At 39.5% G+C, this 16,463-nt stretch carries 16 protein-coding genes, 1 rRNA gene and 1 other annotated feature; all 17 genes read left to right on the forward strand.

Going from position 1 to position 16,463, the window contains the following annotated elements; all coding sequences use genetic code 11:
* Window positions 1-2 precede the first annotated feature (2 nt).
* Window positions 3-118: ribosomal RNA gene (gene rrf / locus EEJ45_RS14175) — 5S ribosomal RNA — on the forward strand.
* Window positions 119-409: 291 nt separating this feature from the next.
* Window positions 410-871 carry a CtsR family transcriptional regulator gene (locus EEJ45_RS14180; protein ID WP_124565470.1) on the forward strand — a complete coding sequence of 154 codons (462 nt, stop codon included), beginning with the start codon at window positions 410-412 and terminating at the stop codon, window positions 869-871.
* 19 nt (window positions 872-890) lie between these two features.
* Window positions 891-1,436 (forward strand): protein-arginine kinase activator protein McsA, encoded by a 546-nt coding sequence (mcsA, locus tag EEJ45_RS14185; RefSeq protein WP_124565471.1) that lies wholly within the window; start codon window positions 891-893, stop codon window positions 1,434-1,436.
* A gap of 3 nt (window positions 1,437-1,439) precedes the next feature.
* On the forward strand, window positions 1,440-2,513 hold the full coding sequence (gene mcsB, locus EEJ45_RS14190; RefSeq protein WP_124565472.1) for a protein-arginine kinase McsB: 1,074 nt from the start codon (window positions 1,440-1,442) through the stop codon (window positions 2,511-2,513).
* Window positions 2,514-2,526: 13 nt separating this feature from the next.
* The gene (gene clpC, locus EEJ45_RS14195; RefSeq protein WP_124565473.1) at window positions 2,527-4,962 is read left to right on the forward strand and encodes an ATP-dependent protease ATP-binding subunit ClpC; all 2,436 of its coding nucleotides are present in this window, start codon (window positions 2,527-2,529) and stop codon (window positions 4,960-4,962) included.
* 100 nt (window positions 4,963-5,062) lie between these two features.
* The gene (gene radA, locus EEJ45_RS14200) at window positions 5,063-6,442 is read left to right on the forward strand and encodes a DNA repair protein RadA (RefSeq protein ID WP_124565474.1); all 1,380 of its coding nucleotides are present in this window, start codon (window positions 5,063-5,065) and stop codon (window positions 6,440-6,442) included.
* A 2-nt stretch (window positions 6,443-6,444) separates the two neighbouring features.
* Window positions 6,445-7,521, forward strand: coding sequence for a DNA integrity scanning diadenylate cyclase DisA (gene disA, locus EEJ45_RS14205; RefSeq protein WP_124565475.1), 1,077 nt, complete (start codon window positions 6,445-6,447; stop codon window positions 7,519-7,521).
* Window positions 7,522-7,654: 133 nt separating this feature from the next.
* A complete protein-coding gene (locus EEJ45_RS14210; RefSeq protein WP_124565476.1) occupies window positions 7,655-8,752 on the forward strand; it encodes a PIN/TRAM domain-containing protein in 1,098 nt (365 codons plus the stop codon).
* A gap of 9 nt (window positions 8,753-8,761) precedes the next feature.
* Window positions 8,762-9,439: a 2-C-methyl-D-erythritol 4-phosphate cytidylyltransferase gene (gene ispD / locus EEJ45_RS14215; protein WP_124565477.1), complete on the forward strand. Its 678-nt coding sequence runs from the start codon at window positions 8,762-8,764 to the stop codon at window positions 9,437-9,439.
* Between the two features lie 11 nt (window positions 9,440-9,450).
* Window positions 9,451-9,930 carry a 2-C-methyl-D-erythritol 2,4-cyclodiphosphate synthase gene (gene ispF / locus EEJ45_RS14220; protein ID WP_124565478.1) on the forward strand — a complete coding sequence of 160 codons (480 nt, stop codon included), beginning with the start codon at window positions 9,451-9,453 and terminating at the stop codon, window positions 9,928-9,930.
* Window positions 9,931-9,958: 28 nt separating this feature from the next.
* The gene (gene gltX / locus EEJ45_RS14225; protein WP_124565479.1) at window positions 9,959-11,416 is read left to right on the forward strand and encodes a glutamate--tRNA ligase; all 1,458 of its coding nucleotides are present in this window, start codon (window positions 9,959-9,961) and stop codon (window positions 11,414-11,416) included.
* 104 nt (window positions 11,417-11,520) lie between these two features.
* Window positions 11,521-11,734: a binding site (T-box leader), on the forward strand.
* Between the two features lie 199 nt (window positions 11,735-11,933).
* The gene (gene cysE, locus EEJ45_RS14230) at window positions 11,934-12,599 is read left to right on the forward strand and encodes a serine O-acetyltransferase (RefSeq protein ID WP_124565480.1); all 666 of its coding nucleotides are present in this window, start codon (window positions 11,934-11,936) and stop codon (window positions 12,597-12,599) included.
* Window positions 12,580-13,980, forward strand: a complete 1,401-nt coding sequence (gene cysS, locus EEJ45_RS14235; RefSeq protein ID WP_124565481.1) for a cysteine--tRNA ligase — start codon at window positions 12,580-12,582, stop codon at window positions 13,978-13,980. The genes cysE and cysS overlap by 20 nt, the downstream gene beginning before the upstream one ends.
* Before the next feature lie 2 nt (window positions 13,981-13,982).
* Window positions 13,983-14,387: a Mini-ribonuclease 3 gene (locus EEJ45_RS14240; RefSeq protein WP_124565482.1), complete on the forward strand. Its 405-nt coding sequence runs from the start codon at window positions 13,983-13,985 to the stop codon at window positions 14,385-14,387.
* Window positions 14,384-15,127 (forward strand): 23S rRNA (guanosine(2251)-2'-O)-methyltransferase RlmB, encoded by a 744-nt coding sequence (gene rlmB / locus EEJ45_RS14245; protein ID WP_124565483.1) that lies wholly within the window; start codon window positions 14,384-14,386, stop codon window positions 15,125-15,127. Before EEJ45_RS14240 ends, rlmB begins: the two co-directional genes overlap by 4 nt.
* A gap of 3 nt (window positions 15,128-15,130) precedes the next feature.
* On the forward strand, window positions 15,131-15,643 hold the full coding sequence (locus EEJ45_RS14250) for an NYN domain-containing protein (protein WP_124565484.1): 513 nt from the start codon (window positions 15,131-15,133) through the stop codon (window positions 15,641-15,643).
* 142 nt (window positions 15,644-15,785) lie between these two features.
* The gene (locus tag EEJ45_RS14255) at window positions 15,786-16,442 is read left to right on the forward strand and encodes an RNA polymerase factor sigma-70 (RefSeq protein ID WP_124565485.1); all 657 of its coding nucleotides are present in this window, start codon (window positions 15,786-15,788) and stop codon (window positions 16,440-16,442) included.
* Window positions 16,443-16,463 lie beyond the last annotated feature (21 nt).

Below are 16,463 nucleotides of genomic sequence, written 5' to 3' on the forward strand. Positions count from 1 at the left end.
AGTCTAGTGATGATGGCAAAGAGGTCACACCCGTTCCCATACCGAACACGGAAGTTAAGCTCTTTTGCGCCGATGGTAGTTGGGACCTTGTCCCTGTGAGAGTAGGACGTCGCTAGGCACACAGTAAGCCGGTCATTTTGACCGGCTTTTTTGTTTTTGTTGCGGTAAAGCTTAATGTTGGTGAGTTAAGTAGGGCACTGCCAGCGCTACATACCTTCAGATACTCTCCCTAGCTGCTTGTCGAAAGCAAATGTTTACCGTGAAAATTAGCAAAGGCTGAACATAGATTCTTTGGATTAAACCTCGTTTGATTTGGTGATACTAATACTATACAAAATAGTTGCAAAAAAAATGTAGATGTATATAATTAAAGTCAAAGATAGTCAAAGTCAATGAAGGTGGAAGGTGAATGAGAAATATATCTGATATTATTGAGCAGTACTTGAAGCATGTTATTGACTTAAGTGAAAATCACGCCGTAGAAATTAAACGTAGTGAGGTTGCAGACAAATTCGACTGTGTACCTTCTCAAATAAACTATGTTATCAACACTAGATTTACATTAGAAAAAGGTTTTATAGTTGAAAGTAAAAGAGGTGGCGGCGGATATATTAGAATTATTAAGGTAAAGCTTCACGATGAGATTCATATGATTGATCAGATGATTCGTTTAGCACACAATAGCATTTCTCAATCTGGTGCAGAAAGCATTGTCACTCGTCTTGCTGAAGAAGAAATTATTACTATCAGAGAGGCGAAGATTATGTTAAGTGTGCTAGATCGTTCCGTTCTGTTAGCTGATTTACCTTATCGTGATGAATTGCGGGCTCGCATGTTAAAAGCCATGCTCACAGCTTTAAAATACAAGTGATAAAAGGGCGGGATGAAATTTGATTTGCCAAGAATGTCAAATGCGACCAGCCACATTGCATTTTACGCAGATAATGAATGGCGAAAAAACAGAGATACATGTTTGTGATGAATGTGCAAAGCAAGATAAGTATAGTGCATTTTTTTCAGGGAAAAATTCTAGCTTTTCATTTCATAACCTTTTAGCTGGACTTTTAAATCATGAGCATGCTATTGTCAATCACCATCATAAAGTTGCCGACGATACACAGCAGCGCTGTCATCATTGTCATATGACATATGAGCAGTTTATACAGGTTGGGAAATTCGGTTGTTCTCATTGCTATGAAACCTTCCGGGAACAACTGCAACCAATATTAAGGAAACTACATGGTGGAAATAATACGCATAAAGGGAAATTTCCAGAGCGCCTGGAAGGAAATATACGTTTAAAAAAAGAATTAGAACAGTTAAAACAACTCATGACCCAGCATATACAGAAAGAAGAGTTTGAAAAAGCTGCCGAACTTCGAGATCGTATACGTGAGATTAGCAAACAGTTGAGTGAGCATAGGGAGGAGGAGTAGTCTATGTCACTTGATCGAATTATGAATGAAGCCATTAGTCCTTGGATGAAAGAACATGGTCCAGAGGAGGATATTGTATTAAGCAGTCGGGTTCGACTTGCAAGAAACTTAAAACGATATACGTTTCCTGCTTTTTTAGCAGAGGATGGAGCTTTAAAGGTCTTGCATGAGTTACAAGGTATTTTGCAAGATGAACATGTAAAGATAGGTAAACTTCAAATGATTAGGGTGGATGAGCTACAACCCCTGCAACGAAGGGTACTGGTAGAAAAGCATTTAATTAGTCCTGATTTAGCTGCAGCTCCTTTTGCAGGTGCTTGTTTATTATCAGAAAACGAACAAATTAGCGTTATGATTAATGAAGAAGATCACATTCGCATACAATGTTTATTCCCGGGCTTACAATTAAAAGAGGCATTAGACTTAGCTAATTCAGTGGATGATTTACTTGAATCAAATGTAGAATATGCATTTGATGAGCATCTGGGCTATTTAACAAGCTGTCCCACCAATGTAGGAACCGGTCTAAGAGCTTCTGTTATGATGCATTTGCCGGGATTAGTACTAACGGGTCAAATGTCTCGTATTGTTACAGCCATTAATAAACTGGGGCTAGTCGTACGAGGTATATATGGTGAAGGTAGCGATGCCCTCGGAAATATTTTTCAGATATCTAACCAAACAACTCTTGGAAAATCAGAAAACGACATTATTGAAGATTTGCGCAGTGTTGTATTACAAATCATTGAGCAGGAAAGAGCATCTCGAGATGCTATTGCGAAAGCCTCAGGTATACGCCTTGAGGATAAGATATATCGCTCATATGGCGTTTTAGCTAACTGCCGTTTAATTGAGTCCGCAGAAGCGGCTAGTTGTTTATCCGATGTAAGACTAGGAATTGATTTAGGGTACATCAAACATTTATCTGGCAACATATTAACAGAATTAATGATTTTGACCCAACCGGGCATATTACAGCAGTATGCGGGCTTTCCGTTAAGACCTGAGGAGCGCGATCAACGTCGTGCTTCATTGATTCGTGAAAGATTACAATTCGAAGAAAACAAAAATATGTAGGGAGCTGATTCATATGATGTTTGGAAGATTTACAGAGCGAGCTCAAAAAGTATTGGCTTTGTCTCAAGAAGAAGCAATCCGCATTGGCCATAACAATATAGGAACCGAGCATATTTTACTTGGGTTAGTGCGTGAAGGTGAAGGAATTGCAGCAAAGGCGCTTGTTGCATTAGGATTAAGCCCTGAAAAAATTCAAAAAGAGGTCGAAGCTTTAATTGGACGCGGAACCGATACAACACAAACAGTTCATTATACACCGCGTGCCAAGAAAGTGATAGAGCTATCCATGGATGAAGCTCGTAAACTAGGTCACTCTTATGTAGGAACTGAACATATTTTGCTTGGGTTGATTCGAGAAGGAGAGGGTGTTGCTGCCCGTGTTTTAAATAATCTTGGTGTTAGCCTAAATAAAGCAAGACAACAAGTATTGCAACTCTTAGGAAGCAATGAGACAAATTCAGGAGGCCAAGGTGGCGCTGCTGCTAATGCAAATACGCCAACTTTAGATAGCTTAGCGCGTGATTTAACTGCTATTGCAAGAGAAGGACGCCTTGATCCTGTGATTGGGCGCAGTAAAGAAATTCAACGCGTTATTGAAGTATTAAGCCGTCGTACGAAAAATAATCCTGTGTTAATTGGTGAGCCTGGTGTTGGTAAAACAGCTATCGCTGAAGGATTGGCACAACAAATTATTAACAATGAAGTGCCCGAAACCTTACGTGATAAGCGTGTTATGACACTTGATATGGGAACGGTTGTTGCTGGAACAAAATATCGTGGTGAATTTGAGGACCGCTTAAAGAAAGTTATGGATGAAATTAGACAGGCGGGCAACATTATTTTGTTTATCGATGAGTTACACACGCTGATCGGTGCAGGTGGCGCAGAAGGAGCAATCGATGCTTCTAACATTTTAAAGCCATCTCTTGCGCGTGGTGAATTACAATGTATTGGTGCAACGACACTTGATGAGTATAGAAAGTATATTGAAAAGGACGCTGCACTAGAGAGACGCTTTCAGCCAATTCAAGTAGATGAACCAAGTGCAGAAGAGTCCGTTCAAATTTTAAAAGGACTACGTGATCGCTATGAAGCACATCATCGTGTATCTATTACAGATGAAGCTATTGAAGCTGCAGTAAAACTGTCAGACCGTTATATAACAGATCGTTTCTTGCCGGATAAGGCAATTGACTTAATTGACGAAGCAGCATCTAAAGTACGCTTACGTTCTTATACTGCTCCACCAAACCTGAAGCAATGTGAGCAAAAGCTAGAAGAAGTTCGCAAAGAAAAGGATGCAGCTGTCCAAAGTCAAGAATTTGAAAAAGCAGCGTCCTTGCGCGATACAGAGCAACGTTTGCGCGAACAATTAGAAGATACAAAGCGCCAGTGGAAAGAAAAACAAGGAAAAGAAAACTCAGAGGTTACGGTAGAGGATATAGCAAGTGTTGTATCTACATGGACACGTATCCCTGTATCTAAATTGGCACAAACAGAAACAGATAAACTGTTAAACTTAGAACAAATCTTACATGATCGATTAATTGGTCAAGAAGAAGCTGTTGTTGCGGTAGCAAAAGCGGTTCGTCGTGCAAGAGCAGGTTTAAAAGATCCAAAGCGTCCAATTGGTTCTTTTATCTTCCTAGGGCCTACAGGTGTAGGTAAAACAGAACTAGCACGTGCTTTAGCTGAATCCATGTTTGGTGATGAAGATGCTTTAATTCGCATTGATATGTCTGAGTACATGGAAAAGCATTCTACATCGCGTCTAGTAGGTTCGCCTCCTGGTTATGTAGGTTATGAAGAAGGTGGACAATTAACAGAAAAAGTAAGAAGAAAACCATATTCTGTTATTTTGTTGGATGAGGTAGAAAAGGCGCATCCGGATGTGTTTAATATCCTTCTGCAAGTCCTCGAGGATGGCAGATTGACTGATTCTAAAGGACGCACAGTTGATTTTCGTAATACCATTGTAATCATGACGTCTAACGTTGGAGCAGATACATTGAAGCGCAGTAAGCACATGGGCTTCAATGTACAAGACGAAGGCCGTGATTACGCTGATATGAAAGGGAAAGTAATGGATGAATTGAAAAAGGCATTCCGCCCTGAATTTTTGAACCGTATTGATGAAATTATTGTGTTCCATCCATTAGAGAAGAAGCATATTAAGGAAATTGTATCGCTTATGGCAAATCAGTTGAAAAAGCGTCTGGTCGAGCAAGAAATTGAACTTGAGATTACAGATGAGGCGTTAAGTGCACTTGCTGATAAAGGCTTTGATGCGGAATATGGAGCACGTCCATTACGCCGCGCAATCCAGAAACATGTGGAAGATCGTCTGTCTGAAGAACTATTAAAAGGTGCTATTGAGAAAGGACAAAAGGTTATTTTCGATGCAGAAGGGGAAACATTTGTCATTCGTAGCGTTGAAAAGGTAAAATAATAATAAACAGGAAAAGGGGGCTAGCACAGCCCCTTTTCTTATATAGTAAACGTAGTTAGGTATCTAGCTAGAGTAAAAAGGATATAAAGAGGGACACAGTATGGCTAAGAAAAAAACGAAATTTGTGTGTCAGGATTGTGGTTATGAGTCTCCCAAATGGATGGGAAAATGTCCAGGATGTGGGGCGTGGAATACGTTCGTAGAAGAGCTTGCGCCTTCTGTATCCAATCGAAGGTTAACGTTCGCTACAGGTTTACAAACTGAGGCAGCTAAGCCTCGCCCTATTACAGATGTAGAAACAAAACAAGAGGTGCGTATTACAACCGACTATCAAGAGTTGAATCGCGTACTTGGGGGAGGAATTGTAGACGGATCGTTAGTATTAATTGGTGGAGATCCGGGGATTGGAAAGTCCACGCTTCTTTTACAAGTTTCTGCGCAGCTTGCGCAGCATAATTATCAAGTTCTATATATATCGGGAGAAGAATCTCCTAAGCAAATCAGATTACGTGCTGATCGTTTAGATGCTGCAAGCAACAATTTATATGTATACTCTGAAACGGACTTGCAGCGAATTGTACAATATATTGAAGACATGAATCCGGCATTTGTCGTTATTGATTCCATTCAGACCATTTATATGCCTGATGTAACATCCGCGCCTGGCAGTGTCTCGCAAGTACGTGAATGTACGGCGGAGTTAATGAAAATTGCAAAGACAAAAGGAATCCCGATTTTCATTGTGGGACATGTTACGAAGGAAGGAAATATTGCGGGTCCAAGGTTACTCGAGCACATGGTGGATACTGTGTTATATTTTGAGGGAGAAAGACACCACACCTATCGTATCTTACGAGCTGTGAAAAACCGTTTTGGTTCTACGAATGAAATGGGAATCTTTGAAATGAAGGAGCTTGGGCTTGAGGAAGTATTAAATCCTTCTGAAATATTTTTGGAAGAACGCCCTGTTGGAGTGGCTGGCTCAACAGTTGTAGCTTCTATGGAGGGAACGCGTCCTGTTTTGGTGGAAGTGCAAGCGTTGATTTCTCCTACAAGCTTTGGAAACCCTCGTCGTATGGCTACAGGGGTAGATCATAATCGCGTATCGCTCATTATGGCTGTATTAGAAAAGCGTGCCGGGCTTCTTTTACAAAACCAAGATGCATATTTAAAAGTAGCGGGTGGTATTAAACTTGATGAACCCGCTGTCGATTTGGCAGTTGCGGTAAGTATCGCTTCCAGCTTTAGAGATAAGCCTACTTCGCCTGTTGATGCGGTAATTGGGGAGGTAGGATTAACAGGAGAAATCAGAAGGGTTTCCCGTATTGAACAACGAGTACAAGAAGCTGCAAAGCTTGGTTTTAAAAGAGTTATTATGCCAAGTAAAAATTTAGGTGGGTGGAATATTCCAGAAGGGATTGAAGTAGTAGGTGTATCAAATATTGGGGAAGCACTTCGTCATACATTAGGAGGAGCATAGTAATGGATGAACACAAACAGCGTTCAAGAACAATAATTGGTATACTTCAGCTTGTTGCTCCGGGTACATTATTGCGTGAAGGGATTGATAATGTACTGCGCGCGCAAACAGGAGGGTTAATTGTTCTTGGCTATAATGAGCAAATGAAGAATATTGTAGATGGTGGTTTTCATATAAACTGTGCATTTTCCCCTGCTAGTTTATATGAACTTGCTAAAATGGATGGCGCCTTAATTTTAAACGAAAGCGGCAGTAAAATATTAATTGCAAATGCGCAGCTTATGCCGGAAGCTGCCATAGAATCTAAAGAAACAGGAATGCGTCATAGAACGGCAGAGCGAGTTGCAAAACAAACAGGAAATTTAGTTATTGCCATCTCTCAAAGACGGAATGTCATTACACTATATCGTGGCAACCTGCGCTATACATTGAAAGACATTGGAGTTATTTTAACGAAAGCAAATCAAGCAATTCAAACGCTGGAAAAATATAAGTCGGTATGGAATGAAGGGATCACAAATTTAGGGGTTCTAGAGTTTGAGGAGGTTGTAACCTTAGCGGAAGTTATGCATGTGTTGCATAGTGTTGAAATGGTGTTGCGTATTAAAAATGAGATTTTAAGTTACATACACGAACTTGGAACGGAAGGACGTCTTATTCGACTGCAGCTTGATGAATTATTAGCTGATTTAGAAGAAGAGGCGGCCCTACTTATTAAAGATTATTCATATGAAAAAACGCAAGATCATTATCAAATCTTGAAAAAGCTTCAAGAATTAGCGAATGTAGAATTGCTTGAAGATAGTGACCTTGTTAAACTACTAGGATATCCAAGTCAATTAAAACTAGAAGAAAAGCAAGTTATCCCTCGTGGGTATCGTATTATGGGCAAGATTTCAAGATTACCTCCTTTGGTTATTGAAAACTTAATTAATCAGTTTAAAAATTTGCAAGGTATCTGCAGAGCAACGATTGATGACCTTGATGAAGTAGAGGGAATTGGAGAGGTTCGCGCAAAGAAAATTCGCGACGGATTAAAACGTATTCAGGAGCAACTTTACATAAGTCGTCATAATTAATGAGCGTATTCAAATCTGTCCGCACGCAAGGTATTGTGAGTTATGGTATGATATAACCATGATTTAGAAAGAAACACTGTGCGTTTTGTTTTTAAGTGAGCAGTGCGGTCTATAATGAGTAGGAGGTGGTTGGATGTTAAAACGAATTGTGCAACTCTTCTTTTTAATAGTAGGAGGGGCCTTGGGGATTTTTCTTATTCCTAAAATTACAGATATACTTGGTATGGAGTCTGTTGTGCTTTTGGAAACATCGTATATTCGTGCAATTGTCGGTGCACTTGTTCTATTTATCACAACGTTTTGGCTCGTCGATTATATTGTCCATTTAATTAAGTATGTAGAAGAAGCAATGGTTCGAGCACCGGTAACGGATGTTCTGTTTGGTAGTTTAGGGCTGATTTTTGGACTTATAGTAGCTTATTTAATACTTTTGCCTATTAAATCTATCACCATTGATATTATTAGTACAGTGCTTCAAATTTTTGTGACTTTATTATTAGGCTATCTAGGCTTTCAAGTTGGATTTAAAAAACGAAACGAGCTTGTGGCGCTATTTTCACTGCCTCAGCGCGTGGGAAAAAAGAAAACGAATCATGATGAAGACGTTGAAGAGACTCCGGCGGCTAATTTTAAGCTTCTTGATACGAGCGTGATTATTGATGGAAGAATTGCGGATATTTGTAAAACTGGTTTTTTTGAGGGTACGATTTTAATTCCGCAGTTTGTACTTGGTGAGTTGCAGCATATAGCTGATTCCTCGGATACATTAAAACGTAACAGGGGACGTCGAGGCTTGGATATTTTAAATAAGATTCAAAAAGAGTTAGATATTAAGGTTGAGATTTATGAAGGTGATTTTGAAGATATTCAAGAGGTTGACAGTAAATTGGTGAAGTTAGCTAAAATCATGAACGGAACTGTCGTCACCAATGATTTCAACTTAAATAAAGTGTGCGAACTCCAAGGAGTTAAGGTTCTTAATATTAATGATCTCTCAAACGCTATTAAACCAGTGGTGTTACCGGGTGAGGAACTGCGTGTGTATGTCGTAAAAGATGGGAAAGAACAAAATCAAGGCGTAGCTTATCTAGATGACGGTACAATGATTGTTGTAGAAGATGGTCGGGATTACATTGGTGTGCAGTTGGATGTATTGGTGACAAGTGTCCTGCAAACTTCAGCAGGTCGAATGATTTTTGCAAAAAGAAAGCAATTGGAAAAGGCACTATAGGAGAATGTTATGAAATATACTCTGGTAATTCCTGCTGCGGGAAAAGGAAAACGCATGGGAGCGGGGATAAACAAACTTTTGATACCTATGCAATCTGCTCCTGTTATTATTCATACATTACGAGCATTTGAGAATGACTCGAATTGTGCAGAGATTATTTTGGTAATCAGTGAAGATGAGTATGAAACATTCTCTGATTTACTCGCAAAATATGATATAAAAAAAGACGTAGTCTTTGTAAATGGTGGTAGCGAAAGGCAGGACAGTGTTTATAATGGTATATGTCATGCACAACATGAATATGTTTTGGTGCATGATGGAGCGAGACCTTTTGTAACAGAGGGTGTTACGCAGCGTGTTTTAGATGCGGCTGTAGAATATGGGGCTTCTATTTGTGCGGTTCCAGTAAAGGATACTATTAAACGAATTGTAGATGGTGTGGTTGAAGAGACTGTGGAACGTTCAGCTTTATGGGCCGTACAAACACCACAAGGATTTCACCTGCCGCTTCTAAAAAAAGCACATCAAATTGCCCGTGAAGCAGGTTATAATGGGACAGATGATGCAAGCTTGGTGGAGTACATAAAGCACAAGGTTACTGTGGTAGAAGGAAGCTACTATAACATTAAGGTGACAACACCGGACGATTTAGTCGTTGCAGAAGCGTTTTTGCGCACGAACAGATAGGAGGAAACATTATGTTTCGAATTGGACAAGGATTTGATGTCCATGCCTTTGCTGAAGGAAGACCGCTTATTCTAGGGGGTATCACCATTCCTTATGAAAAAGGGCTATTGGGACATTCAGATGCAGATGTATTGCTTCATACGATTGCAGATGCATGTTTAGGTGCTGTAGCGGAAGGAGATATTGGTAAACATTTTCCGGATACAGATCAGGCATTTAAAGATGCGGATTCTGCGGTATTGCTAGAAAGAGTGTGGGATATTGTAACTGAAAAAGGCTATGAGCTTGTGAATATAGATTGTACCATTATTGCTCAAAAACCAAAAATGGCGCCTTACATTGGAGATATGAGAAAGCGCATCAGTGAACTGCTGCAAACCTCTATTGAAAATGTCAATGTAAAGGCAACAACAACTGAGAAGTTGGGCTTTACAGGAAGAGAAGAAGGTATTGCTTCACAGGCTGTTGTGTTACTACAGAAAAAACGATAAATTATTTTAAATTTGGAAGGTGTACGTTATGGATAAAAAGGTAAGGTTACGTTATGCACCTAGTCCGACAGGGCATTTGCATATTGGAAACACAAGAACAGCGTTGTTTAACTATCTATTTGCTAAACATCATGGCGGAGATTTTATTATTCGCATTGAAGATACAGATTTAAAGCGCAATGTAGAAAATGGTGAGAAAAGCCAGTTGAAATATTTGAAATGGCTCGGCATTGAATGGGATGAAAGTGTGGATGTAGGCGGTCCATATGGCCCGTATCGTCAAACAGAACGCCTCAACATTTATCGTGAGCTGTACGAGCAGCTTTTAGAAAAAGGTTTGGCTTATAAATGTTACCTAACAGAAGAAGAGCTGGAAGCAGAGCGTGAGGCGCAAATGGCAGCTGGAGAAAATCCGAAGTATTCCGGTGCGCATCGAAATCTAACACCAGAGCAAATGCAGGCTTTTGAAGCAGAAGGGCGTATTCCAAGTATCCGTTTCCGCGTTCCTGAAAACAAGGAATATGTGTTCAATGATATGGTTAAGGGAGAAGTACGATTTGGTTCAGAAGATTTCGGTGACTTCGTTATTGTGAAAAAGGACGGTATTCCTACTTATAACTTTGCGGTAGCGGTAGATGATTATCTTATGAAAATCACACACGTATTGCGCGGAGAAGAGCATATTTCCAACACACCAAAGCAAATGATGATTTACGAGGCTTTTGGCTGGGATACACCAATTTTTGGTCACATGACACTGATTGTAAACGAAAATCGTAAAAAGTTAAGTAAGCGTGATGAATCTGTCATTCAGTTCATTCAGCAGTATGAAGAGCTTGGCTATCTTCCAGAAGCTCTACTTAACTTTATCGGTTTGCTTGGATGGTCTCCAGGTGGTGAGGAAGAGATCTTTACGAAAGAGCAATTCATTGATATCTTTGACTCAGCACGTTTGTCTAAATCTCCGGCAGTATTTGATACACAAAAATTAACATGGATGAACAATCAATATATCAAAAAGCAATCTGTTGAGCGTGTGATGGAGCTTTGTATGCCGCATCTTGTAAAAGCAGGCCGTATTGGAGAACATCCAACTGAGCAAGAGCTACAATGGGTAAGAGACCTTGTTGCTCTCTATCAAGAGCAGCTTAGTTATGGTGCTCAAATTGTTGAACTCTCTAACGTGTTATTTAAAGATGAAATCAGTTATGATGAAGAAGCAGCTACAGTAATAGCGGAAGAGCAAGTTCCAGAGGTCTTGGAGGCATTTGCTGCAGAACTTGAATCTTTAGAAGAATTTACAGCTGAAGCAGTGCAAGCATCTATTAAAGCTGTTCAAAAGAAAACAGGACAAAAAGGCAAAAAATTATTTATGCCAATTCGCGTAGCTACTACAGGTCAAACGCATGGTCCTGATTTACCGAAAGCAATCGCGCTTTTAGGAAAGCAAAAAGTTTTATCAAGAATTAGCAAAGCAATTCGTTAACTTTTTTAGAACTTTGCAATATAATAAGAATACTTTTAGATTTACACAGAATTCTTGCAGTAACCTTAGAGATATGACAATATGTAAACAAACACAGTTCATATGATAAAGCGACGATAAGGAAAAGTAGGAAGTTATACTCTTTACAGAGAGAATCGCCTTGGCTGTGAGCGATTTATGAGTTAGCTTTTGAAGTGCCCCTTGGAGTCTTCCACTGAATAATACAGTAGGTGGAAGCGGTGAAGAGCCGTTATGAAACATAAGTTGAGGTCCTTATTGGACTTAAACAGAGTGGAACCGCGCTTTGGCGTCTCTGTCTTTACAGAGGCGTCTTTTTTATGTGGGAAATTGTGTTGAGTCAGTAATATTTAAAAGAAGATATACATTCTAAGGGAATGGCGCTAAGCAACTGCTTGCTGAATGAACTCTTTGTACTACTCTTTAGTCACAAACGAGTAAGTTTTGATCTATTCTTAATGTTAAATAGGGAAGATTGTAAACAAAGGGGGAACCAATTATGTTGAAGAGACTTCGCGAAGATATAGAAGTCGTCTTTGAACAAGATCCGGCGGCCAGGAGCTACCTAGAAGTAATTTTAACGTATTCAGGTCTTCACGCAATTTGGTCACACAGAGTAGCACATGCTTTATACAAGAAGCGCTTTTTCTTTCTCGCTCGTGTCATCTCGCAAGTGAGCCGCTTTTTTACCGGTATTGAAATACACCCTGGCGCTACAATAGGAAGAAGGTTCTTTATTGATCATGGTATGGGAGTTGTGATTGGTGAGACGTGTGAAATTGGGAATAATGTGATTGTCTTTCAAGGTGTTACGCTTGGTGGTACTGGAAAAGAAAAAGGAAAGCGGCATCCTACTATTAAGGATAATGTTCTTATTGCAACGGGAGCAAAAGTCCTGGGTTCTATTACAGTAGGTGAAAATTCTAAAATAGGTGCCGGATCAGTAGTTTTAAAGGAGGTCCCTCCAAACTCAACCGTAGTAGGTATTCCGGGACGTGTAGTCATTCGTGATGGTATTAAAGTCAAACATGATTTAAATCATACAGATTTACCTGATCCAATTGCTGATAAATTAAAAGCAATGGAGGCAGAGATACAACAGCTAAAGTTACAACTGCAGGGGTTAAAAGAAAGGACGAAGGATTATGACAATTCATCTGTATAATACTTTAACACGCAAGAAAGAAGCGTTTATTCCGCTAGAAGAAAAGAAAGTAAAAATGTATGTATGTGGCCCAACAGTATATAACTACATTCATATAGGTAATGCAAGACCTGCCATTGTATTTGATACGGTGCGCCGCTACTTAGAATATAAAGGCTTTGAAGTAAACTATGTTTCTAATTTCACTGATGTAGATGACAAGTTGATTAAGGCGGCTAATGAATTAGGTGAAGATGTACCAACAATTGCCGAGCGATTTATTCAAGCGTACTTTGATGATACACAGGCACTAGGTTGCAAGCATGCAAATGTACATCCTCGTGTAACAGAAAATATCGATATCATCATTGAATTTGTACAGGAACTGATAAATAAAGGTTATGCGTACGAATCTCAGGGTGATGTATATTACAAAACGAAAGAGTTTGATGAGTATGGAAAACTTTCTCATCAATCAATAGCTGATCTGCGTCATGGTGCTCGTATTGAGGTTGGTGAGAGGAAACAAGACCCGCTTGATTTCGTATTATGGAAAGCAGCAAAAGAAGGCGAAATTTACTGGGAAAGTCCTTGGGGTAAAGGTCGCCCGGGCTGGCATATTGAGTGCTCTGCCATGGCTAGAAAGTACTTAGGAGATACGATTGACATCCATGCGGGCGGTCAGGATTTGGCATTCCCGCATCATGAAAATGAGATTGCGCAATCAGAAGCGTTAACAGGAAAGCCGTTTGCAAAGTATTGGATGCATAATGGTTATATCAATATCGATAATGAAAAGATGTCGAAATCGCTTGGTAATTTTATCCTTGTACATGACATCATTAAGCAGTATGACCCGCAATTAATTCGTTTCTTCATGTTATCTGTACATTATCGCCATCCCATTAACTTTAGTGAATCATTATTGCAGAGTACGCAAAAAGGCTTAGAGCGGATTCGTACATCTTATGAAAATCTAAAGCATCGTATGAAAAGCAGCACAAATTTAACGGATAGCGATGAAAAATGGGTAAAAGAAGCAACATCGTTCCGAACAGCTTTTGAAACAGCGATGGATGATGATTTTAATACGGCGAATGCAGTAACAGAGCTGTACAATCTAGCGAATCAAGCAAATCAATATTTGCTCGAAAAGCATACATCAAAAGTCGTTATTGAGACCTTTATAAAGGAATTTGAAGATTTATTTTCTATCCTCGGCTTACAATTAACCCAAGATGCTGAGTTGTTGGATGAAGAAGTTGAAGATTTAATTCAACAACGAATTGATGCACGTAAGAATCGAGATTTTGCACGAGCTGACCAAATTCGCGATGAGTTGAAGGAGCGTAATATTATTCTCGAAGACACACCGCAAGGAACGCGCTGGAAGAGAGGATAAATATGATTGATGTAAAGCAATTAAACAGCTTGGCGTTAGCATACATGGGTGATGCCGTTTACGAGAAGCACATTCGGCATCACCTCCTTTTAAAAGGAAATATTCGTCCTAACCAGCTTCATCGCCTTAGTACGCAATATGTTTCAGCAAAAGCGCAGGCAAAGGTGATTTTACAAATGCTTGAAGAAGGTTTTGTCAACGAAGAAGAAATTGCTGTTGTGAAAAGAGGAAGAAATGCTAAGTCAGGAACAATTCCGAAAAACACAGATGTACAAACATACCGGTACAGTACAGCATTTGAAGCATTAGTGGGTTATCACTATTTATTGGACAACCATAACAGACTTTCGGAAATTATTGAAAGAGCCATTTCGCTTTCCGAGAATAAGGAAGGAAGAGAGCAATGAGTCAGGACTATGTAATTGGAAGGAACCCTGTCATTGAAGCATTGAAGTCAGGGAGAGATATCAATAAAATTTGGGTTTCTGAAGGAGCAAATAAAGGGCAAATTCAAACGGTGCTTCAATTGGCTAAAGAAAATGGAGTTATCGTACAGCAGTCTCCCAAGAAAAAATTAGATCAAATGGTAGAAGGTAATCATCAGGGGGTAATTGCACAAGTAGCTGCATATGAGTATGCAGATGTGGATGATTTGTTTAAGCTAGCAGAAGAAAGAGGAGAAGCACCTTTTTTCTTACTGCTTGATGAAATTGAAGATCCGCATAATTTAGGTTCTATTATGCGAACGGCAGATGCAGTCGGAGCGCATGGAATCATTATTCCAAAGCGTAGAGCAGTTGGATTGACAGCAGCGGTAGCAAAGTCTTCAACGGGCGCAATTGAGTATATACCTGTAGCGCGTGTAACTAATTTAGCGAGAACTATTGACGAGTTAAAAGAACGCGGTGTTTGGATTGCAGGAACAGATGCAAAAGGTAGTGATGACTATCGAAACTTGGATGGTACATTGCCACTTGGGCTTGTCATTGGCAGTGAAGGTAAGGGAGTCAGTCGCCTAGTAAGGGACAAATGCGATTTCTTAATTAGATTGCCGATGAAGGGAAAGGTTACATCGTTGAATGCATCTGTTGCCGCGGGATTGTTAATGTATGAGGTGTTTCGTAAAAGAATGCCACTCGGTGAATAGGAAATGAAGGAGATATTAATAGTAGATGGTTACAACATCATTGGAGCTTGGGAAGATTTGCGCAAGCTCCGTGATGATGATTTGCAGGCCGCGCGAGATATGTTAATAGATAAGATGGCCGACTACCAAGGTTATACGGGTACAAAAGTAATCATTGTATTTGACGCTCATTTTGTACAAGGAATTGAAAAAAAGATAAAACAAGCTAAAGTAGAGATTATTTTTACGAGAAAAAACCAAACAGCGGATGAAAAGATTGAACAATTAGCACGAGAGCTAAAGCAATTGGATACTCGCATTCATGTGGCTACCTCTGACTATACAGAGCAATGGATTATTTTTGCACAAGGTGCCTTGCGTAAATCTGCACGTGAGCTTGAGATTGAAGTGAAAAGCATGGAAAAGCGGGTTCGAAGCGAAATTGCAAAGGAAAAATCGCAAAAAGGTATGTTTGAATCAAGATATAGCAAGGAAATTACAGAAAAGTTAGAAAAGTTACGTCGCGGAGAGCGTTGAGTGATTGACGCTCTTTTGTGACGTACTGTATAATATTTCTAACTGTAAAAGTGTGTTTTTTACTAAAGAACATATAAAAGTGAATAGTGCTTTATCTAACAGTTTAAAAGTAGTCTAATTAGCGGTTGGGGGAGGGTGCAATTTGGAACTGAACGTCTTAAGTGAACACAACGCGCAATTCGTTGATTTAGAAGATGAAGAAATTGTCGATTATGTCAGAAAGGGTGATGTAATGGCGCTTGAGTACTTAATCCATAAGTACAAAAATTTTGTACGCGCCAAATCAAGATCGTACTTTTTAGTAGGTGCAGATCGAGAAGATATCATCCAAGAAGGTATGATTGGCTTATTTAAAGCAATTCGAGACTACAAAGAAGACAAGCTCTCATCATTTAAAGCATTTGCAGAGCTTTGCATCACTCGCCAAATTATTACAGCTATTAAAACGGCTACAAGGCAAAAGCACATCCCTTTAAATTCCTATGTTTCATTGGACAAGCCTATCTATGATGAAGAATCAGATCGTACACTTTTGGATGTTATTTCCGAATCCAAGGTCACAGATCCTGAGGAAATGATTATTAATCAAGAAGAGTATGTTGATATAGAACTTAAAATTTCTGAATTATTAAGCGATTTAGAAAGAAAGGTCCTTTCTTTATATTTAGACGGGCGTTCTTATCAAGAGATTTCTGAATTACTAAATCGTCACGTCAAATCAATTGACAATGCGCTACAGCGTGTCAAACGTAAAATGGAGCGCTACGTAGAAATGAGAGAAAGTGCAGCAATGAACTAGAGAATACATACGAGTGTATAT

Source organism: Ectobacillus antri (assembly GCF_003852715.1).
Taxonomy (GTDB): domain Bacteria; phylum Bacillota; class Bacilli; order Bacillales; family Bacillaceae_G; genus Ectobacillus; species Ectobacillus antri.

Bases quoted from the DNA above. Each gene is read 5' to 3' on its own strand.
- EEJ45_RS14180 (WP_124565470.1), top strand. From the start codon at position 410: ATGAGAAATATATCTGATATTATTGAGCAGTACTTGAAGCATGTTATT.
- mcsB (WP_124565472.1), top strand. From the start codon at position 1,440: ATGTCACTTGATCGAATTATGAATGAAGCCATTAGTCCTTGGATGAAA.
- clpC (WP_124565473.1), top strand. From the start codon at position 2,527: ATGATGTTTGGAAGATTTACAGAGCGAGCTCAAAAAGTATTGGCTTTG.
- radA (WP_124565474.1), top strand. From the start codon at position 5,063: ATGGCTAAGAAAAAAACGAAATTTGTGTGTCAGGATTGTGGTTATGAG.
- disA (WP_124565475.1), top strand. From the start codon at position 6,445: ATGGATGAACACAAACAGCGTTCAAGAACAATAATTGGTATACTTCAG.
- EEJ45_RS14210 (WP_124565476.1), top strand. From the start codon at position 7,655: ATGTTAAAACGAATTGTGCAACTCTTCTTTTTAATAGTAGGAGGGGCC.
- ispD (WP_124565477.1), top strand. From the start codon at position 8,762: ATGAAATATACTCTGGTAATTCCTGCTGCGGGAAAAGGAAAACGCATG.
- ispF (WP_124565478.1), top strand. From the start codon at position 9,451: ATGTTTCGAATTGGACAAGGATTTGATGTCCATGCCTTTGCTGAAGGA.
- gltX (WP_124565479.1), top strand. From the start codon at position 9,959: ATGGATAAAAAGGTAAGGTTACGTTATGCACCTAGTCCGACAGGGCAT.
- cysE (WP_124565480.1), top strand. From the start codon at position 11,934: ATGTTGAAGAGACTTCGCGAAGATATAGAAGTCGTCTTTGAACAAGAT.
- cysS (WP_124565481.1), top strand. From the start codon at position 12,580: ATGACAATTCATCTGTATAATACTTTAACACGCAAGAAAGAAGCGTTT.
- EEJ45_RS14240 (WP_124565482.1), top strand. From the start codon at position 13,983: ATGATTGATGTAAAGCAATTAAACAGCTTGGCGTTAGCATACATGGGT.
- rlmB (WP_124565483.1), top strand. From the start codon at position 14,384: ATGAGTCAGGACTATGTAATTGGAAGGAACCCTGTCATTGAAGCATTG.
- EEJ45_RS14250 (WP_124565484.1), top strand. From the start codon at position 15,131: ATGAAGGAGATATTAATAGTAGATGGTTACAACATCATTGGAGCTTGG.